Below are 19,164 nucleotides of genomic sequence, written 5' to 3' on the forward strand. Positions count from 1 at the left end.
AGTTGAGGGGGGTGCCTCGGGAGGAGGGTTGCGTCACACAGAGTGCATAGATGGTGACAGAACCGAGCCGATACCCGAGCATCGCACGCCAACTCCTTGCCCACGGTCCCTCGGATGGGTGATTACGGCGGCGTACTTCTGCCGTGGGACGGGTCAGAGCGCGGCATCGCCCTTACCGTGCACCCGCGCGATCCAGTCCGCCGGCTTGGCGATCTCCGCTTTGGTGGGCAGCGTGTTCGGCGATGTCCAGACGCGGTTGAAGCCGTCCATGCCGACCTCCTCGACCACGGCCCGTACGAAGCGCTCGCCGTCACGGTACTGACGGAGCTTGGCGTCCAGGCCGAGCAGCTTGCGAAGTGCCTGGTCGAGGCGGCCCGCCCCTTGCGCCCTGCGCTTCTGGAACTTCTCGCGGATCTCGTTGACCGACGGCACCACCTGCGGGCCGACTCCGTCCATCACGAAGTCCGCGTGCCCTTCGAGGAGCGACATCACCGCGGTGAGCCGGCCCAGGATCTCCCGCTGGGCGGGGGTCTGGACCAGCTCGACGAGTGAGCTGCCGCTGTCTCCGTCCTCGCCATCGGCGTCAGCCGGACGGTTGCCGGCGAACGACTGTGCGGCCTCACGCAGCCGCTCCAGGACGGTCATCGGATCGACCTCGGTCTCCGCGAGGAACGACTGGATTTCGCCCTCCAGGTGATCGCGCAGCCAGGGCACACCCGTGAACTGGGTGCGGTGGGTCTCCTCGTGCAGACAGACCCAGAGCCGGAAGTCGTGCGGATCGACCTCCAGCTCGCGCTCCACGTGGACGATGTTCGGCGCGACCAGGAGCAGCCGGCCGCCGGTGCCCGTCCCGGGCAGGTCACGGCCGGCGGGGGCGAACGTCTCGTACTGGCCGAGCACCCGGGAGGAGAGGAAGGACAGCAGCATGCCCAGCTCCACGCCGGTGACCTTGCCGCCGACCGCGCCGAGCACGGCGCCGCCCGGCGTCCCGCCACGCCGGTCCTGCATCTTCTCGAGCAGGGGCTTGAGGACTTCACGGAACCCGGCGACGTTGGCCTTCACCCACCCCGCACGGTCCACCACGAGGACAGGCGTGTCCTCCAGGTCCGTGCCGTCGGGAATCATCCGGGTGAAGGCCCGGACATGTTCCTCGGCGGACTTGGCGTGCCTGCGCAGCTCCGCCACCACCGCACGGGCTTCCTCCCTGCTGACGTCCGGACCCTGCTTCGCGAAGCGGGTCGCGGTCGTCGTGGCGAGGTTCCAGTCGACCATCTCGGCACCACCGATGCGCGTCATGCGTCAACCGTACGTTCTCGGATCGGCGGACGGTGAGGTGTTGCACGGGCTGCCCGCCGCTCATGGCCGGACCGCGGCCGCGCCCCGGCGGGCCGCGGTGGGCCCGTGGGAGGAGCCGGGCGATGGGCGCCGGGCCTGTCAGCCCGCGCAGCCGCAGGACGCGACCGCCGTGCCCAGCCGGTCCAGGGCGGACTGGGCAGCGGTCGGTGACGTCGTGTCCGATGCCATGAACGCGAAGGCCAGCAGCCTGCCCCGGGCGTCCACCACCGTTCCGGCCAGGGTGTTCACGCCGGTGAGAGTGCCTGTCTTGGCGTGGATCAGACCGCCCGCACCCGACGGGTCCGTGTAGCGGCCGTCGAGTGTGCCGGTGAATCCGGCGACCGGCAGTCCGGTGAGGACCGGGCGCAGTTCGGGGTGGGCCCGGTCGCCCGCCCGGGTGAGGAGCGTGGCCAGCAGGGTCGGCGAGACCTTGTCCTGCCGGTCGAGTCCGCTGCCGTCGGCGAAGCGGGCGCCGCCCAGGGGCAGGCCGAGCTTCTTCAGCTGCGCCCGGACGGCCCGGCCCGCGCCCGCGAAGCTCGCGGGTTCGTGCGCGGCGAGCGCGGTCTGCCGGGCGACGGCCTCCGCGATGTCGTTGTCGCTGTTGGTGAGCGCCCGCTCGACCAGTGCCGACAGCGGCGCCGAGTACGTCCTGGCCACCGGCTTCGCGTCCTTGGGCGGCTTGCCGGGCGACGGCTTGCCGGTGGCGTGCACGGACCGGTCGGCCAGCAACGAGGCGAACGTGCGGGCCGTGTCGCCCGCCGGGTCGCCGGTGCGCGGGGCCGGCCCGTGGTCGGCCGCCTCCGGTCCGCTCCCCGCTTGGCCGGAGGGTTCGCCGTCCAGCCTTCCCTCGTCCGTCATGAGGGCGCTGACCGGGGCGATGTTGTCGTTGGGGCCGATGGGGTGCAGCAGGGGCCCCGAGTAGAGCGAGGTGTCGTAGGTGACGCGGACCGAGCTGACGCCCCTGGCGCGCAGCGCCTTGGCCGTGTCGTCGGCGAGCGTCCGCAGCCCGTCCCGGTCCAGGGTCGGGTCGCCGCCGCCCTTGAGGGTCAGCCGCTTGCCGTCGGGGCTCGCGGTGACGGTGGTGGCGATGCGGTGGTCGGGGCCGAGCGCGGAGAGCCCGGCGACCATGGTCGCCAGCTTCACCGTGGAGGCGGGGGTCATGGGCCGGTCCGCGTCCGACCCGTACAGCGTCCGGCCGGTGGCGGCGTCGATCACCACCCCGCCGGAGGTGCGGCCGAGCGCCGGGTCGTCCATCAGACCGCCGAGCGCCTTGCCGAGTCCCTTGCCGGTGGGTGCCGCGCTGCTGCCGAGTGCCGCCAGCACACCGGGTGCGCTGGGCGCGGGCGCCGGGGATACGCGGTGTGCGGTGGGCCCGTGATCTGCGCCACCTGTACGGTCCCTGGCGGCGGCCCAGTCCCGCTCGGCCTTACGCTGACCTGAGTCCCAGGGTCCGGACGCCGCGATCAGCCCGGCCGCGAGCGCGAGACCGATCACGGCGGAACCCGCCGAGAGTTGCCATGTCGTCACCTTCGGCACCGGCACCTCGGAGCAGCCCCTTTCGCGATCACACATCGTCGTGGGGGACACTTAACCACTGCGTTTGCCGCACGCGCGGCGCCCGGCCGGTCCGGCAGGACGCAGCACCACCCGAAGTTCGTGTTGATCATGGAGGAGCCACCCGTGGAGTTCGACGTCACCATCGAGATTCCGAAGGGTTCGCGGAACAAGTACGAGGTGGACCACGAGACCGGCCGGATCCGTCTGGACCGTCGGCTCTTCACCTCGACCAGCTACCCCGCGGACTACGGATTCGTCGAGAACACCCTCGGCGAGGACGGCGACCCGCTGGACGCCCTCGTCCTGCTGGACGAGCCGACCTTTCCCGGCTGTGTCATCAAGTGCCGCACGATCGGCATGTTCCGGATGACCGACGAGGCGGGCGGCGACGACAAGCTGCTCTGTGTCCCGGCGTCCGACCCCCGGGTGGAGCACCTGCGCGACATCCACCACGTGTCGGAGTTCGACCGCCTGGAGATCCAGCACTTCTTCGAGGTCTACAAGGACCTGGAGCCCGGCAAGTCCGTCGAGGGCGCCGACTGGGTCGGCCGTGCCGACGCCGAGGCCGAGGTCGAGAACTCGTACAAGCGCCTCCAGGACCAGGGCGGCTCGCACTGATCCACAGCTGAAGCGGTACGGGGCGCCGGCCGCCCCGCACCAGGACTGCTCCTGCGGGCGGTGCTTCCCTTCGGGGGCGCACCGCCCGTAGTGCGTCCTGAGGCGGCGGTGCCGGTATCCGTGCGCATACTGGGCAGGCGCTGATCAGGTACGGAAGAGGTGGGAGCGGAGCGAGTGGTGGCTGAGACGGACGGTCCCGAGGACCGCAAGCCGCAGTCGGACGAGGTACGGAGCGCTTTCGTACCGCCGACGGGCACAGGGGCCGTGGCCCCCGAGGACTCCTCCACCACATCGGAGTTCGCGGTGCCGAAGGGGCTGGCCGCCGAGGCTCCCCCGGAAACCGAGGGGTCCGCCTTCACCCCACCGCAGACGTACAGCGCCCAGGGCTCACCGCCCGCCTTCACCCCGGCCCACGGCTTCCCCATGGTCAAGCTGTCCAAGGAAGCGCCCTGGCAGGACCGGATGCGCACCATGCTGCGGATCCCGGTCCATGAGCGGCCCACGGTGGAGGCGGCGCAGAAGCAGGACGACGATTCCGGGCCCGCCGTACCGCGTGTGCTCGACCTGACCCTGCGTATCGGGGAGTTGCTGCTCGCCGGAGGTGAGGGCGCCGAGGACGTGGAAGCGGCGATGTTCGGCGTCACGCAGGCCTACGGGCTGGAGCGCTGCGAGCCGACCGTCACCTTCACGCTGCTGTCGATCTCGCACCAGCCGTCGCTGGTCGACGACCCGGTGACCGCGAGCCGCACCGTACGCCGGCGCGGCACCGACTACACCCGTCTGGCGGCCGTCTACCACCTCATCGACGACATCACGTCCGAGGACGTCGACGTCTCGCTGGAGGAGGCGTACCGCGGTCTGGCCGGGATCCGCCGTAACCGCCACCCGTATCCGGGCTGGGCGCTGACGACCGCGAACGGTCTGCTCGCCGGGGCGGCGTCCGTGCTCGTCGGCGGTGGCGCGCTGGTCTTCCTCGCGGCGATGGTGGGCGCGATGACGGGCGACCGGCTGGCCTGGCTCCTCGCCGGGCGCGGACTGCCCGAGTTCTACCAGTTCTCGGTGGCCGCGATGCCCCCGGCCGCGGTGGGGGTGGCGCTCACCCTCGCGGACGTGCCCGATCTGCGCGCCTCAGCGGTGATCACCGGTGGGCTCTTCGCGCTGCTGCCGGGGCGGGCACTGGTCGCGGGCGTCCAGGACGGTCTGACCGGCTACTACATCACCGCCTCCGCACGACTGCTCGAAGTCATCTACTTCTTCATCTCGATCGTCATCGGGGTGCTGATCGTGATCTCGCTGGGGCTGCAGCTGGGCGCGGACCAGCTGGACGCGGAGGCGGCGCTGACGGGCGTCAACCGGCCCGTCGTCCAGATCCTCGCCGCGATGCTGCTGACGTTCGCCTTCGCGATCCTGCTCCAGCAGGACCGCTCCACGGTCCTGATGGTGACGCTGAACGGCGGTGTGGCCTGGATCGTCTACGGGGCGCTGCACTACGCGGGACACATCTCACCGGTGCCGTCCACCGCCATCGCGGCCGGTCTCGTGGGGCTGTTCGGGCAGCTCTTCTCGCGCTACCGGTACGCGTCGGCGCTGCCGTACGTCACGGCCGCGATCGGGCCGCTGCTGCCGGGTTCCGCGACGTACTTCGGGATGCTGTACATCGCGCACAGCGACCTCAACAAGGGGCTGGCCTCGCTGACCAAGGCGGCCGCCCTGGCACTGGCCATCGCGGTCGGCGTGAACCTCGGCGGTGAGATCTCCCGGCTCTTCATGCGGGCACCCGGCGTGGTCGGCGGCCAGCGCCGGGCGGCGAAGCGGACCCGCGGGTTCTGAGGCTCCGGGGCGGCCGCACCGCGCCGGACCCCGTTCGTACGCGGCCTTCCCGCCCCGGCGTCCTACCGCTTGGCGTGCCGGCGGCGCTGTGTCGCCGGGCCGCGGCCCTCCGGGGCGTCCGCACCCCGTACGCCCTCGCGGTTCGCCTTGCCGCGTGAGCGGAGGTACTCGATCGCGATGGGCACCACCGACACCAGTACGACCGCGACGAGGATCAGCTCGATGTGCGCGTTGACGAACGCGATCTTGCCGAGCCCCGCGCCGAGCAGGGTGACTCCCACGCCCCAGAGCGTGCCGCCGATGAGGTTGAAGATCACGAACGAGCGGTAGTTCATCCGGCTCACACCCGCGATGATCGGCGTGAAGGTCCGCACGATGGGTACGAAGCGGGCCAGCACCAGCGACTTCGGGCCGTACTTCTCGAAGAACTCGTGCGCCTTCTCGACGTTCTCCTGCTTGAAGAGCTTGGAGTCCGGGCGCCGGAAGAGCGAGGGCCCCACCTTGCGGCCGAACAGGTACCCGACCTGGTCGCCCGCGACCGCGGCGACGGCGACCAGCACGCACAGCAGCCAGAGCGGGGTGCCGAGCTTGCCGGTGGTGACCAGCAGACCGCTGGTGAACAGCAGTGAGTCGCCCGGCAGGAAGAAGCCGATCAGCAGCCCGGACTCGGCGAAGACGATCGCCAGGAGGCCCGCCACCCCGAAGGTGCTGATCAGGTAGTCCGGGTCCATCCAGCTCGGTCCGAGCGCGAGAGTAGTCACGGGTTCCGGGCTCCTGGGGTCAGTCGGCATGGGTGCCATGCGGGTAATGGCTGGCCAAAGTTATCAACGCGCACGGCGGGTCACTCGTTCCATCCCGTCCGCAGGGGTGCGATCCAGGGATTTTCGGGCAAAGTGATCACCAGGAGGTGATGCCGGATGAGCATCGAGGATTACGGCGGTGGCCAGTCGCCCCAGGCCGACGTTCTGGTCGTCACGACGAACGACGTACCCGGACACACGGTTCAGCAGGTGATCGGCGAGGTGTTCGGTCTCACGGTCCGCTCCCGTCATCTGGGCAGTCAGATCGGCGCCGGCCTGAAGTCGATGATCGGCGGCGAGCTCAAGGGGCTGACGAAGACCCTGGTGGAGACCCGCAACCAGGCGATGGACCGGCTGATCGAGCAGGCACGCGCCCGCGGTGCCAACGGTGTGCTCGCGATGCGGTTCGACGTCACCGAGGCGGCCGACATCGGTACCGAGGTGTGCGCGTACGGCACGGCGGTCGTCATCAGCAAGGCCTGAAGGCGCGGTGGTGCGGCCCCGCGCTCCGGGCCGCACCACCCCGTAGCCGCAACCCGGCGAGCCACTCACGCCTTTTGTCCGTATTGTCGCGACGAGGGGCGGAGCAAAGGGCCACCGCCCGGAGGAAGGCGAGCGCGAATCATGGGACTGCACCGAGGCGCGAACGAGTCCGGGGACTCCGCGAAACAGCCCACCGTCGCCGTCAATCCCTTCTTCGGCGAGGCGAACCCGGTCGGCGGTATGGACACGGCCCCGCCCAAGCACCGGCTCCCCGACAGCCCGCTGCCGCCGTCGAGCGCCTACCAGCTGGTCCACGACGAGCTGATGCTGGACGGCAACTCCCGGCTCAATCTGGCCACGTTCGTCACGACGTGGATGGAGCCGCAGGCCGGCGTACTCCTCGCGGAGTGCCGGGACAAGAACATGATCGACAAGGACGAGTACCCGCGCACGGCCGAGCTGGAGCGGCGCTGTGTGGCCATGCTCGCCGACCTGTGGCACGCGCCGGACCCCTCGGCCACCGTGGGCTGTTCCACGACCGGATCGAGCGAGGCGTGCATGCTCGCGGGCATGGCGTTCAAGCGGCGCTGGGCGAAGCGGAACGCGGACCGCTATCCGGCCACCGCCCGGCCGAACCTCGTGATGGGTGTCAACGTCCAGGTCTGCTGGGAGAAGTTCTGCAACTTCTGGGAGGTCGAGGCGCGGCAGGTCCCCATGGAGGGCGACCGCTACCACCTGGACCCGCAGGCCGCGGCGGACCTCTGCGACGAGAACACCATCGGGGTGGTGGCCGTGCTCGGCTCCACCTTCGACGGTTCGTACGAGCCGGTCGCTGAACTCTGCGCGGCCCTGGACGCCCTCCAGGAGCGCACCGGCCTGGACATCCCCGTCCATGTCGACGGGGCGTCGGGCGCGATGGTCGCCCCCTTCCTCGACAAGGACCTGGTCTGGGACTTCCGGCTGCCGCGGGTCTCGTCGATCAACACATCGGGCCACAAGTACGGGCTGGTCTACCCGGGCGTCGGCTGGGCGCTGTGGCGCTCCGCCGAGGAACTGCCCGAGGAGCTGGTCTTCCGGGTCAACTACCTGGGCGGCGACATGCCGACGTTCGCACTCAACTTCTCCCGGCCGGGCGCCCAGGTGGTGGCGCAGTACTACACGTTCCTGCGCCTCGGCCGGGAGGGGTACCGGGCCGTTCAGCAGTCGACGCGGGACGTGGCACAGGGGCTCGCCCGCCGGATCGAGGCGCTGGACGACTTCCGGCTGCTCACCCGGGGCAACGAACTGCCCGTCTTCGCCTTCACCACCGCGCGGGACACCACGAGCTTCGACGTGTTCGACGTGTCACGGCGGCTGCGCGAGCGGGGGTGGCTGGTGCCCGCCTACACCTTCCCCGAGAACCGGCAGGACCTCTCGGTGCTGCGGGTGGTGTGCCGCAACGGGTTCTCGGAGGACCTGGCCGATCTGCTGATGGGCGATCTGGAGTCCCTGCTGCCGGAACTGCGGCGCCAGTCCGGCCCGTCGGAGCGGAGCAAGGCGGAGGCCACCGCGTTCCACCACTGACCCGCGCCCCGCGGCGGGCCGCACCCGTCAGTCGCTGTCCCCCGGGTGCGGCTCACCGCTCGCGTACGGGTTCTCCTCACCGTCGGCGAGGATGCCCACGAACGGTGCTCCCTCGCCGGCGAAGACGTACGCGCCGCCCTCGATGCGCTCGATGAGGCCGCGCGTCCACTGAGCCCCGGCGTCCGCGGTGTGCACCCAGAAGTCCATGATCTCGCCGATGTGGCCGAGCTGTTGGGGGCCGTCCTCGGGGATGTAGTGCTCGGTGACCGAGGCCCGCCAGGCCTCCATCGCCTGTACGCGCACCTTCAGGAGCCCCACGGCCTCGGCCCGCTCCAGGTCGACGATGCAGCCGAGCGCCGCCGACATCACGTCGGTCTTCTGGTCGTAGGTGACCAGCGCCTCGCGGAGCACCCTCAGGTACTCCTCCCGTCCTGCTTCCGTCATCTCGTACTCGGTACGGGGCGGGCCGCCCGCGGTGCTCGGAGCGATCTCGTGAGCCAGCAGCATGCCCTGTTTCGCCAGTTGCTTCAGGGCGTGGTAGATCGACCCCGGCTTGGCGTTGGACCACTCGTGGGCGCCCCAGTACTCCAGGTCGTTGCGGACCTGGTAGCCGTGTGCCCGCCCGTGCTGGCGGACCGCTCCGAGTACGAGCAGACGGATCGCTGACATGCGGGCCAGCCTAAAGGGGTCCTCGCACTGTGCCCGCCCGGGTGGCCTGGCACCGCGACCCTCAGGGGCTGCCCGGCCGGCCGCCCTGGGCCCGGTCGACCGGCCAGGCGCCCGCCGCCGCCCGCGCGGTCGCTCAGAACGGGAAGCCGCTGCGGCCGTGCTGGATCGAGATCCACTGCTGCGTGGTGAAGGCGTCGACCACCGAGTCGCCGTTCAGCCGCCCGAGCCCGGAGCGCTTCTCGCCGCCGAAGGGGACGATCGGCTCGTCGTGAACGGTGCCGTCATTGATGTGGATCATTCCGGTACGGACCCGTCGGGCCAGGCGGACACCGCGCTCCACGTCCCCCGTGTGCACCGCGCCGCTCAGCCCGTACGGGGTGTCGTTGGCGATGCGGACTGCCTCGTCCTCCCCGTCGAACGGGACGAGCAGCGCCACCGGGCCGAAGATCTCCTGCTGAAGGACGGGCGAGTCGGGGGCCATGCCGGTCAGCACCGACGGCGAGACCAGGCTCCCCTCCGCCCGCCCGTGCACCAGGGCCGTCGCTCCGGCGGCCACCGCCTGCTCGACGACCGAGGTCACCGCCTCTGCCTGCGAGAGGTTGATGAGCGGGCCGATATGGGTCGCGGGGTCGGCCGGGTCGCCCGTCCGGAGAGTCCGCACCTTGGCGACGAACTTCTCGGTGAACTCCCGCTCCACCCTGCGGTCCACCAGGATGCGGTTCGCGGCCATGCAGACCTGGCCCTGGTGCACGTACCGGCTGAAGACCGCGGCGTCGACCGCGTAGTCGATGTCCGCGTCGTCCAGCACGATCAGCGCGCTGTTGCCTCCGAGTTCCAGGACGGAGTGCTTGAAGTGCGCCGCGCAGACCGTGGCGACGTGCTGGCCGACCTTGTCGGAACCGGTGAAGGAGATGACCTTCGGCACGGGGTGGGTGAGCAGTGCGTCGCCGATCTCGGCGATGTCGGTGACCACGACGTTCAGCAGGCCGGACGGCAGTCCCGCCTCCTCGAACACCTTCGCCACCAGGGTGCCGCCGCAGACCGGGGTGTTCTGGTGCGGCTTGAGGACAACGGCGTTGCCGAGCGCCAGCGCGGGGGCGACCGACTTCATGGAGAGCAGGAAGGGGAAGTTGAACGGGCTGATGACACCCACGACGCCGACGGGAACCCGGTAGACGCGGTTCTCCTTGCCGTCGACCGGTGAGGCGAGGATGCGCCCCTCCGGACGCAGCGCCAGCTGTACGGCCTCGCGCAGGAACTCCTTGGTGAGATGCAGCTCGAAGGCCGCCTTGAGGCGGGTACCGCCCAGCTCGGCGACGATGGCCCCGGCTATCTCGTCCTCGCGCTCCTCGATGATGCGCAGCGCACGCTCGAAGACGGTGCGGCGGGTGTAGGGGTTCGTCGCGGCCCAGGTCTCCTGGGCGCGTTCGGCAGCTCGGTAGGCCTGGTCCACCTCGGCGGCGGTGGCCACCGTGATCGAGGCCAGCTTCGTCCCGTCGTACGGGTTGAAGTCGATGATGTCCCAGGAGCCGCTGCCCGGCTTCCACTCACCGTCGATGTACTGAAGAGCCAGCTCGCTGAAGAAGGACATGGAATCCCTAACTGCCGCAGCCGCAACTGCCGCAGCCGCGCGCGCAGATGACATGACGCCAAAGGCCTGATGACATGTCATCGTACGTGCGTTTCAGGCGGTACGGAGGATGTCCCTGATGATCGAGCGGGCGTCCTCGGGGGGCGGGCTGTCCTGCTGGAGCTGGCCCATCGCCCGCTCGTACTGGTCGACTTCCTCGCGCTTGTCCAGATACAGCGATCCGGTCAGCTGCTCCAGATACACCAGGTCCGAGAGGTCGGACTCGGAGAAGCGCAGCATGGCGAACGACCCGCTCTCCCCGGCGTGGCCTCCGAAGCTGAACGGCATCACCTGGAGGGTGACATTCGGCATCTCGGAGATCTCGATGAGGTGCTCCAACTGGCCGCGCATCACGCTGCGTTCTCCGTACGGGCGGCGCAGCGCCGACTCGTCGAGCACGGCGTGGAACCGGGGAGCGTGCTCGGCCACCAGGACCTTCTGACGCTCCAGGCGCAGCGCGACCCGGCGGTCGATGTCGGCCGACGAGGCGGTGGGATTGCCCCGGCTGACGACCGCGTGGGCGTACGCCTCGGTCTGCAACAGGCCGTGAACGAACTGCACTTCGTACGCGCGGATCAGCGAAGCGGCGCCTTCGAGACCGATGTACGTCTGGAACCAGCCGGGCAGTACGTCGCCGTAACTGTGCCACCAGCCCGCGAGGTTGGCCTCCTTGGCCAGCCCCAGCAGCGCTTCGCGCTCGGTCGCATCGACCACTCCGTAGAGCGTGAGCAGATCCTCGACGTCCCTGGACTTGAAGCTCACCCGTCCCAACTCCATGCGGCTGATCTTGGATTCGGAGGCCCGGATCGAGTACCCGGCGGCCTCACGGGTGATCCCGAGCGAATCGCGCAGCCGTCTGAGCTGCGAGCCCAGGAGGATCCGGCGGACGACGGAGCCTCCTCCGGTGCTCAGCGTCTGGGACGACCCCCAGGACTCACCTGCTGACACTTTCCAACCCTCCCGGTCGTGACGTGGAGGGCAGTCTGCCACTAAAACGCTTCACCCTGTACTCGATCGATTACAGAAAGAGCAAAGCCGACACGCGGTCCGGAAGAAGAGCGCAAGAAGAAATACACCAGAACCATCACGGGGCGCCCCAAGTCCGGCGCGTGCACGTGCATCTGCCCTTGCATCTGCTGTGCGCATTCGCAACGATGGGCCTCGCGCACCTGCGTTCTCGTACCACCGCACGCTGGCTACGGCCGCGAAACCGGGGAGTGCCTCGCATGGGGACGAATGGATCGACCATGCTCGAGCCGTTAAGGCAGGGGCTTCCTCCCATCGATCCCTCGGCCGTGTCCAGTTCCGCTTCCTGTGCGCTGCCGGCGAGGTTCGACGCGGTGCGGGGCGCGAGACACTTCACCAGATCGACGCTCACGTCGTGGAGCCTCGGCGAGCGGTTCGACGATGTCGCGCTGGTCGTATCGGAACTGGTCACCAACGCTCTGCGCCACGCCCTGCCCGCCGATGCCCCGCACGACCGGGACGCCCCGGTACGACTGCATCTGATGCGCTGGACCTCGCGTCTGGTGTGCGCGGTCCGCGACCCCAGCGACGGCGCCCCCGCCGCCCGGCCGTCGGACGACTTCTCGGCCGAATCGGGGCGCGGACTCTTCCTGGTCGACTCGTTCGCCGACAGCTGGGGCTGGCACCCGCTGGCGGGAACCCTGCACGGCAAGGTGGTCTGGGCGCTGTTCAGGCTCCAGGGGGAGTGACCGGCGCCGCCGCCTCGTACACCAGGGGAAGATCGCGCCCCGCGAACACCCGCTGCAGCCAGGCGCGTTCCACCCCGGCCGGATGCTGGACCGGACCCAGCAGCGTCACGGCCCAGGGCGGCACCGGGGCGTGCCGCAGCCGGGCGTCGTCGAACCCCTGGCATTTCAGGGCGAGCGTGGCCCGGTGACAGTCCAGCCGGGCTTCGAGCATGCCGCGTTCACCGGCACGGGGCGGTGGGACGAACCGTGCGTCCGGAGTCGTACTCATACGCGGCGCCCTTCCACGACGGCGAGGGCGAGCGACAGACCACTCGGCGGACCCGTTGCCCGGGGCAGGCACGATCCGTACCCGCCCGCTGGTCAGCCCTGTTCGGCCACGAGGTGGTCGAACTCCCCCGCCTTCGCCCCGTGCAGCATCGCCGCGATCTCGGCCGGCGTGTAGACGAGCGCCGGGCCGTCCGGGTGACGTGAGTTGCGTACCGCGACGTCCCCGCCCGGCAGTCTGGCGAACTCCACACAGGAGCCCTGCGAGTTGCTCAGCTCGCTCTTCTGCCAGATGACCCCGTGAAGCTCCGCGGACGCCATGCCGTTGTACGCGTGGTGCACAGGTCGCTCCCGGAAGTGCAGAAGTAAGGAGTAGAGAAGGACGGACACAAGGGTTTACAGAACTCAACTGTCCTGGATCATAGCTGTGTTCACGTGCCGATGCATGAGCAGATGCACGTGCACGCGGGGTGTTCGCTCCGCTACAGGCTTGCCGCTGAAACGTTCCTCATGCATTGAGACGCGCCGGGCGCCGATCCGGCTCCCTGGTAGCTTGGCGCGTTCCGTCATCCACGCCAGGGGGAAAGCAGTGAACAGGTTCGTACGCACCACCGGCCTCGCGGTCACCGGACTCGCGGCGGCGCTCGTCGTCAGCGGATGTTCCAGCAGCGACAGCAAGAGCCCCGACGCCCCCCAGGGCAAGGGCGCGGGAGCGGGCACCAGCACCGCCGCCCCGGCGCCCTCGACGTCCAGCGGAGACAGCGGCGCCGGGGCGAAGGCTGCCGACATCGAGGGCAGCTGGCTCGCCACGACCGGCGGGAAGTCCACCGCGCTGGTGATCCAGGGCAAGCAGGCCGCCATCGCGGGCCAGCACGTCTGCACCGGAGTGGTCGCCGCCATGGGCAAGCCGATGCTGTCCCTCAAGTGCTCCGACGGCAACAACGACCGCACCATGGGCTCGATCGAGTCCGCCGACGGCAAGACCATGACGGTGTCGTGGGAGGCCGGGATCAAGGACACATTCAAGAAGACCGACAGCGGCGCGAAACTCCCCGACGGGCTGAAGATGCCGGGGCTCTGAGCCTGGTCCCCCGAACCGCCGTTCCGGGTCGGAGCCCTGAGCCGGGTCGCGAGCCGGCCGCCGCCCCGCCGCCGCCGCCGCGAACGGGCCCGCAACCGGGCCCGTTTCCCCGCGTCGCGGGGGTAGCGGCGGCCAACTGGCCGCCGGTAAGCTGCGCCAGGACTTGAATCGTTTCATTCCCTCCCGGCACAGGGGCTACGTATGTCGCTTCGCAGGTGGCTGAACCACTCGACCTGGTCCGCCGCGGTGGTCCTGCCGGCGGTGACCGCTCTCGTCTGGGGAAGCGCGCCCTTCGCTCCCCCGGCGCGGGCCGCAGCCGGCGGCCCCCTGACGGCAGGCCACCTGACGGTCGACGGCGCCACCGATCCGCTCGGCACCGACAATCCGGCGCCGGCCCTCGGGTGGCAGCTGCGCGCATCAGCCGGCCGGGTACCGGCCGACGGCGCACCGGCCACCGGAGAGTCCTCCAACGGGCAGCGCCAGAGCGCCTACCGCGTCCTGGTCGCGGACGACGCCCGCAAGCTGGGCGCGGGGCAGGGCAACGTATGGGACAGCGGCAGGATCCGGTCGGCCGACTCCACCGGCGTGTCCTACGGCGGGCCGAAGCTGACGTCCTCGCGCACCTACTACTGGAAGGTCCAGGTGTGGGACGCACACGGCGCGGCCTCCGCGTGGAGCCCGACCGCACGCTGGGAGACGGGCCTGCTCGGCGCCGGTGACTGGCAGGGCGCCCGGTGGATCAGCCCGGACACCGGCTCCGCCCACAGCTGGTCGGACTTCACCCTGGACACGGACTTCACGATCAAGTCCGGTGCGGCGAGCGTCCTGTTCCGGGCGAAGGACGCACGGAACTTCTATCTGTGGCAGATCAACACCGCATCGTCACCCGGCAAGGTGGTGCTGCGCCCCCAGGTGCAGCTGGACGGCGCGTTCAGCACGCTCGGTGAGACCGACCTCAGCTCCGTGATCACCCAGGCAGACGTGCACACACCGCACCACCTGCGGGTCGAGGCCCACGGCAGCACCTTCACCACATGGGTCGACGGCACCGAGGTCGACAGCCGCACCAACGACGCCCTCACCAAGGGCACTCTGGGCTTCCGGACCTCCACCACCGCCGGTGTCACCGAGGACGCCCTCTACGACAACGTCGAGGTCCACGGCCCGGACGGCGCCGCCCTGTTCCAGGACGGCTTCGGCACATCGCCCGACCCGCTGTTCCCCGGCACCGCCATCACCGACGGGCAGTTGCAGCCGAAGGACGGGGTGACGCTGCTGAACAGCGAACCGGACGCGCCGATGCTGCGGAAGACGTTCACACTGCCGGGCAAGAAGGTCGCCTCGGCGCGCGCCTACGTCTACGGCCTGGGCTTCTACGAACTGCACCTCAACGGGGGCAAGGTCGGCGACCACGTGCTCGCGCCGTCCGCCACGCCGTACGACCAGCGCAACGCCTATGCGACGTACGACGTGACCGGCGACCTGCGGCAGGGCGCGAACGCCGTGGGGCTGTGGCTCGGCAATGGCTACGGCCCGAAGTTCAGCCCGTACGGCTTCCGCTGGACCGGCCCCAAGCAGGCCGTGATGGCGCTGAAGGTCCGCTACACCGACGGGACATCGCAGGACATCACCACCGACGACTCATGGCGCTGGTCGTCCGGTGCGATCACCGGCAATGACCTCTACGCGGGCGAGAGCTTCGACGCGGGCCTGGACCGGGCCGGCTGGGACCGGCCGGGTTTCGACGCGGCGGGCTGGCAGCCGGTGCGTACGGTCACGGCCCCGTCGGCCCGTCTCACCGCCGACACCATGCCCCCGCTGCGGGTGACCGGCACGCTCAGGGCCGCGAAGCTGTCCGAGCCTGAACCCGGGGTTTACGTCTACGACTTCGGACAGGACATCGCAGGCTGGGAACGGCTTCGGGTGCGGGGCGCGGCGGGCACCCGGGTGCGGATGCGGACCGCCGAGGAGGTCGGCGCGGACGGGATGCTCGACACCGCGACCAACCGGGCGGCGGCGGCCACCGACACGTACACCCTCGCGGGAAAGGGAGCAACGGAGACCTACGAGCCCCGCTTCACGTACCACGGCTTCCGCTATCTGGAGGTGACCGGCTTCCCGGGGAAGCCGCGGCCCGGCAGCGTCGACGCGCGCGTCGTGCACGCCGACGTCGCGTCGACCGGCAGCTTCACCTCGTCCGATCCGCTGCTGAACCAGATCTGGCGCAACAACCGCTGGAGCATCCTCAACAACTCGATGAGCCTGCCCACCGACAACCCGGTCCGTGACGAGCGGACCCCGCCCGGAATGGACGTGCAGGCCTACCACGACGCGTCCACCCGCGAGTTCGGCATGGACTCCTACTACGCGAAGTACCTGAAGGACATGCCCCCCGGCACCGCGCTGCCGAACGACGCGGCCAACGCCCAGCAGCCCGACATGGGCGGCGACCAGATCACCCTGGCGTGGACGCTGTACGAGCAGTACGGCGACCGGGCGACCCTGGCGTCCGCGTATCCGGCCATGAAGACCTTCGTCGACACCAACGCGAAGGACGTCCCCGGCCACATCTGGCCTGCCGACCGCGGGTTCGGGGACTGGTGCCCGCCGGACCGCAGCGCCGCTGCCAACGGCGGACAGGGCGGCCCGGACGCGGGCGACTGCACCAGCGAGGTGCCGGTGGTCAACACCGCGCTGTCGTACCTCCAGGCGCTCGACGTGGCGAAGTCGGCGCGTGCGCTGGGGCACGGTACGGACGCCGCGCACTTCACGGCGCTGGCCGCGGACATCAAGGGGGCGTTCAACACGGAGTTCCTCAACGCCGCGGGCGACACCTACGGGGACGGCCGGCAGACGACGAGCGTGCTCCCGCTGGCGTTCGGCATGGTGCCCGCCGCCGATGTGGACAAGGTCGGCCGGCAGCTGGTGGACACGGTCCTCACCAAGGACGGCGGCCACCTGGACACCGGGATCTTCGGCACCCGCTACCTGGTGGACGCCCTTGCCGCCGCCGGCCGCACGGACGTGGCGATGACGGTCCTGGACCAGCGCGACTACCCCGGTTTCGGGTACGAGATCGGGCGGGGCGCGACGAGTTCGTGGGAGCAGTGGACGTACAGCTCGAACATGGAGACCCACGACCACGCGATGTTCGCCGGGATCAACGCCTCCCTGTACACGAAGCTCGGCGGTATCGAGCCGACCGGCCCCGGCTACCGCGCACTGAAGGTCGATCCGGAACTCCCCGCCGGGCTCCGGCACGCGGCGGCGTCCCTCGACACGGTGCGCGGCCGGGTCGCCACCTCCTGGACCGTGACGGGCGGGCGGCTCTCCCTGGATGTCACGGTGCCGGTCGGGAGCACGGCCACGGTCGCGGTGCCGCGCTCCGCTGCGCACGGCGCGCATGCCCCGCACGGTGCGAAGCCGGTGCGCGGCACCGGCGGCAAGGCGGCCTACTCCGTCGGTTCGGGGCACTGGCACTTCACCGGGGCCGGTCCCGCGGCGCCTCCTCGTCCAGCGCGGCGGTGAGTTCGTCGAGGGTGTCCAGAAGGAGTCCGGCACCGCTCCGTACGACCTGGTCGGGTACGCCTTCGCCGTCCCACACCGCGAGGTTCTCGCGCACTTCGTCCCAGTGCGGAACGCGCCGCTGCCGGATGTCCTTGGCGCCCCGCTCGACCGCGTGGAGCAGCGCGTCCGCGACATCGCGGGCCGCCGGTACAGGGGTGGTGGAGCTGCTGGGCAGGTGGGCCTCCATCAGCATGGCGGCCCTGCCCAGCTGCGCCATCGCCTCCTGGGCGTCGGCGGCGGCCACCCGGGAGAGTCCGCGGTGGCGCACCGGTTCGTGCGCGGCCCGCTCCAGGGCGTCCTGCCAGGCGATCCTGGCGGTGCGGGAGGCGAGCACCGCGTCGCGGACATCGGTCCTGCGGGCGCCCGCCGGGTCGGCGTAGTGCGCGACGACCGCCGCCGCGTAACGGCCGTCGGCGAGCAGCCAGTCGGCGAGGCGGTTGCGCAGCCTGGGGGTCTCCCAGGCCGGGTAGACGGCGTAAGCGATCATCGCGAGCAGCCCGCCGACCAGGGTGAGCAGGACGCGGTCCCGGACGGTCTGGCCGACGTCGAGGCCGCTCATGCCGAGGAGGAAGACCACGTACGCGGAGACACAGGCCGACGCGGCCGCGTACCCCGTGCGCATCAGCAGGAACATCAGCCCCGCGCAGACCACCGCGAGCACCCCGGACGGGTACGGCCCCGGATGCGCCAGCTGGACGACGGCGGTGGCGATCGTCACTCCCACGAGCGTGCCGCCGAAGCGCGCGACGGCGCGGCCGTACGTCTGTGAGAAGTCGGGCCGCATCACCATCACCGCGGCCAGCGGCACCCAGTAGCCGTGGCCGAACGGCAGTGCCACGCCGATGAGATAGCCGGCCGCCGCGACCACGGCGATACGGATCGCGTGGCGCAGGACCGGTGAGTCGTGGCTGCGCAGTTCCTTGCGCATCGCCCGCAGGACGACGGGGGCGAGGCGCACCAGCGTGGGTCGCAGCAGCGGTTCGGTGTCGGACGTGGTGCCCTCGCCCTGCGCCGTCTCGACGACGTCGCGGAGCAGCGTCGCGAGCCGGGCCGCCGCGCGGCGGGCGGGTCCGGTGAGCACGTCGGCGTTGTCGGGTGCTTCCAGGACGGCGAGGGCGGGGGCGGAGATGACCACCGGTTCGCCGTGCCGGACGGCGTGGGCCGCTGTGTCCAGCACGGAGCCGGCGGCAACCAGGATCTCCAGCACCCGTTCGCGCTCGGGCCCTTCGGCGGCTGCGCCGACGGCCGGGTCGGCGAGGGAGGCGAGCACCGGTCTGACCCGCTCGGCGAGGCCACGGGTGCCGTGCAGTCCCGCGGGCCGCCTGCGGGCCTCTCGGGGGGTGACCGCTGCGGCGCTGCGGGCCGTCATGAACGGCTCGGGGTCGAACGGGGCGAGCGGGTCCTGGCGCAGCCTGCGGGCGTAGTCGGCTTCGGCGGCCAGCGCGTCGGCGAGGGCGTCGCGGTGGGCTCCCCATCTGCGGACGGGGAAGAGGACGATGAGCCCGGCCTGGACGACCGCGCCGCAGGCGATCATCGCGGCGTGGCCCGCCGCGGCCAGGACGGAGGTGGGGAGGGTGACGGTCACCAGCATCATCGCGACGTTGGAGGCGGCGATGACGCCCGCGGTGGGCCCGGCGGCCCAGGCGAGCCCCGCGACGAACGCCCAGAGCGCGATCAGCGCCATGAACACCGCGGTGTGCACGCCGGAGAGGTAGCCGAGGAACGTCGAAAGGGCCAGGGTCGTCCCCGAGGCCAGCGCGAGCACCGGCCTGGCGCGCCAGCTGCGCTGGAAGCTGGCGATGGCGGCCTGGTAGGCGCCGAAGGCGGAGCTCGCCGCGACGGCGGGGCCGAAGATGTCGAGGCTGAGCAGCACGACCAGGGCGAGGCCGGCCGCACCGCGGAAGGCGATGAGCGGCTCCAGCCGACGCCGTTCGATCCGCAGCCCTGAGCGGGCGGTCACGTTCAGGGCCCGGAGCCAGCTCATGGGTCTGAGAGTAGCGGGATACCCGGGCATTTCGGGCGCACAGGGACGGGGCCCGCCGCAGCCGGGCC

General features: G+C 70.8%; 16 protein-coding genes. 7 read left to right on the forward strand and 9 right to left on the reverse strand.

The window, feature by feature from the left end:
• Window positions 1–153 precede the first annotated feature (153 nt).
• Both OG584_RS14800 and dacB read right to left on the reverse strand, forming a co-directional pair.
• Window positions 154–1,296 carry a zinc-dependent metalloprotease gene (locus OG584_RS14800; protein ID WP_405778291.1) on the reverse strand — a complete coding sequence of 381 codons (1,143 nt, stop codon included), beginning with the start codon at window positions 1,294–1,296 and terminating at the stop codon, window positions 154–156.
• Window positions 1,297–1,434: 138 nt separating this feature from the next.
• Window positions 1,435–2,907, reverse strand: coding sequence for a D-alanyl-D-alanine carboxypeptidase/D-alanyl-D-alanine-endopeptidase (gene dacB / locus OG584_RS14805; protein ID WP_405778292.1), 1,473 nt, complete (start codon window positions 2,905–2,907; stop codon window positions 1,435–1,437).
• A gap of 108 nt (window positions 2,908–3,015) precedes the next feature.
• Here dacB and OG584_RS14810 point away from each other — a divergent pair, with 108 nt between their 5' ends.
• Window positions 3,016–3,510, forward strand: a complete 495-nt coding sequence (locus OG584_RS14810) for an inorganic diphosphatase (RefSeq protein ID WP_405784078.1) — start codon at window positions 3,016–3,018, stop codon at window positions 3,508–3,510.
• Window positions 3,511–3,684: 174 nt separating this feature from the next.
• Window positions 3,685–5,340, forward strand: coding sequence for a threonine/serine exporter ThrE family protein (locus OG584_RS14815; RefSeq protein ID WP_405778293.1), 1,656 nt, complete (start codon window positions 3,685–3,687; stop codon window positions 5,338–5,340).
• 62 nt (window positions 5,341–5,402) lie between these two features.
• Here OG584_RS14815 and OG584_RS14820 read toward each other — a convergent pair whose 3' ends face one another.
• Entirely contained in the window at window positions 5,403–6,101 is a 699-nt protein-coding gene (locus tag OG584_RS14820) for a DedA family protein (RefSeq protein WP_405778294.1), read from the reverse strand.
• A 156-nt stretch (window positions 6,102–6,257) separates the two neighbouring features.
• On the opposite strand from OG584_RS14820, the gene OG584_RS14825 reads away from it, so the two are divergent.
• Complete coding sequence (locus OG584_RS14825) at window positions 6,258–6,623, forward strand: YbjQ family protein (protein ID WP_405778295.1); 366 nt, start codon at window positions 6,258–6,260, stop codon at window positions 6,621–6,623.
• A gap of 141 nt (window positions 6,624–6,764) precedes the next feature.
• Window positions 6,765–8,186 carry a glutamate decarboxylase gene (locus OG584_RS14830; RefSeq protein WP_405778296.1) on the forward strand — a complete coding sequence of 474 codons (1,422 nt, stop codon included), beginning with the start codon at window positions 6,765–6,767 and terminating at the stop codon, window positions 8,184–8,186.
• Window positions 8,187–8,213: 27 nt separating this feature from the next.
• On the opposite strand, the gene OG584_RS14835 is transcribed toward OG584_RS14830, so the two are convergent.
• From OG584_RS14835 to OG584_RS14845, 3 genes are all read right to left on the reverse strand, one after another.
• Window positions 8,214–8,855 carry a PadR family transcriptional regulator gene (locus tag OG584_RS14835; RefSeq protein WP_405778297.1) on the reverse strand — a complete coding sequence of 214 codons (642 nt, stop codon included), beginning with the start codon at window positions 8,853–8,855 and terminating at the stop codon, window positions 8,214–8,216.
• A gap of 133 nt (window positions 8,856–8,988) precedes the next feature.
• The gene (locus tag OG584_RS14840) at window positions 8,989–10,446 is read right to left on the reverse strand and encodes an aldehyde dehydrogenase family protein (protein ID WP_405778298.1); all 1,458 of its coding nucleotides are present in this window, start codon (window positions 10,444–10,446) and stop codon (window positions 8,989–8,991) included.
• Between the two features lie 93 nt (window positions 10,447–10,539).
• Window positions 10,540–11,433 carry a helix-turn-helix domain-containing protein gene (locus OG584_RS14845; RefSeq protein ID WP_405778299.1) on the reverse strand — a complete coding sequence of 298 codons (894 nt, stop codon included), beginning with the start codon at window positions 11,431–11,433 and terminating at the stop codon, window positions 10,540–10,542.
• 278 nt (window positions 11,434–11,711) lie between these two features.
• On the opposite strand from OG584_RS14845, the gene OG584_RS14850 reads away from it, so the two are divergent.
• The gene (locus tag OG584_RS14850; protein WP_405778300.1) at window positions 11,712–12,200 is read left to right on the forward strand and encodes an ATP-binding protein; all 489 of its coding nucleotides are present in this window, start codon (window positions 11,712–11,714) and stop codon (window positions 12,198–12,200) included.
• Here the strand turns inward: OG584_RS14850 and OG584_RS14855 are convergent.
• Both OG584_RS14855 and OG584_RS14860 read right to left on the reverse strand, forming a co-directional pair.
• Entirely contained in the window at window positions 12,181–12,468 is a 288-nt protein-coding gene (locus OG584_RS14855) for a DUF664 domain-containing protein (protein ID WP_405778301.1), read from the reverse strand. The genes OG584_RS14850 and OG584_RS14855 overlap by 20 nt on opposite strands.
• Before the next feature lie 92 nt (window positions 12,469–12,560).
• On the reverse strand, window positions 12,561–12,806 hold the full coding sequence (locus tag OG584_RS14860) for a DUF397 domain-containing protein (protein WP_405778302.1): 246 nt from the start codon (window positions 12,804–12,806) through the stop codon (window positions 12,561–12,563).
• Window positions 12,807–13,053: 247 nt separating this feature from the next.
• Between OG584_RS14860 and OG584_RS14865 the strand changes: the two genes are divergently transcribed.
• Together OG584_RS14865 and OG584_RS14870 are read left to right on the forward strand one after the other, a co-directional pair.
• Entirely contained in the window at window positions 13,054–13,545 is a 492-nt protein-coding gene (locus OG584_RS14865) for a hypothetical protein (RefSeq protein ID WP_405778303.1), read from the forward strand.
• Between the two features lie 201 nt (window positions 13,546–13,746).
• On the forward strand, window positions 13,747–17,073 hold the full coding sequence (locus tag OG584_RS14870) for a family 78 glycoside hydrolase catalytic domain (protein WP_405778304.1): 3,327 nt from the start codon (window positions 13,747–13,749) through the stop codon (window positions 17,071–17,073).
• On the opposite strand, the gene OG584_RS14875 is transcribed toward OG584_RS14870, so the two are convergent.
• Complete coding sequence (locus OG584_RS14875; RefSeq protein ID WP_405778305.1) at window positions 17,027–19,096, reverse strand: FUSC family protein; 2,070 nt, start codon at window positions 19,094–19,096, stop codon at window positions 17,027–17,029. The two genes, OG584_RS14870 and OG584_RS14875, sit on opposite strands and share 47 nt — an antisense overlap.
• Window positions 19,097–19,164 lie beyond the last annotated feature (68 nt).

Origin of the sequence: Streptomyces sp. NBC_00859 (assembly GCF_045161865.1) — a bacterium.
GTDB lineage: Bacteria > Actinomycetota > Actinomycetes > Streptomycetales > Streptomycetaceae > Streptomyces.

Bases quoted from the DNA above. Each gene is read 5' to 3' on its own strand.
- OG584_RS14800 (WP_405778291.1), bottom strand. From the start codon at position 1,296: ATGACGCGCATCGGTGGTGCCGAGATGGTCGACTGGAACCTCGCCACG.
- dacB (WP_405778292.1), bottom strand. From the start codon at position 2,907: ATGTGTGATCGCGAAAGGGGCTGCTCCGAGGTGCCGGTGCCGAAGGTG.
- OG584_RS14825 (WP_405778295.1), top strand. From the start codon at position 6,258: ATGAGCATCGAGGATTACGGCGGTGGCCAGTCGCCCCAGGCCGACGTT.
- OG584_RS14830 (WP_405778296.1), top strand. From the start codon at position 6,765: ATGGGACTGCACCGAGGCGCGAACGAGTCCGGGGACTCCGCGAAACAG.
- OG584_RS14835 (WP_405778297.1), bottom strand. From the start codon at position 8,855: ATGTCAGCGATCCGTCTGCTCGTACTCGGAGCGGTCCGCCAGCACGGG.
- OG584_RS14840 (WP_405778298.1), bottom strand. From the start codon at position 10,446: ATGTCCTTCTTCAGCGAGCTGGCTCTTCAGTACATCGACGGTGAGTGG.
- OG584_RS14850 (WP_405778300.1), top strand. From the start codon at position 11,712: ATGGGGACGAATGGATCGACCATGCTCGAGCCGTTAAGGCAGGGGCTT.
- OG584_RS14855 (WP_405778301.1), bottom strand. From the start codon at position 12,468: ATGAGTACGACTCCGGACGCACGGTTCGTCCCACCGCCCCGTGCCGGT.
- OG584_RS14870 (WP_405778304.1), top strand. From the start codon at position 13,747: ATGTCGCTTCGCAGGTGGCTGAACCACTCGACCTGGTCCGCCGCGGTG.
- OG584_RS14875 (WP_405778305.1), bottom strand. From the start codon at position 19,096: ATGAGCTGGCTCCGGGCCCTGAACGTGACCGCCCGCTCAGGGCTGCGG.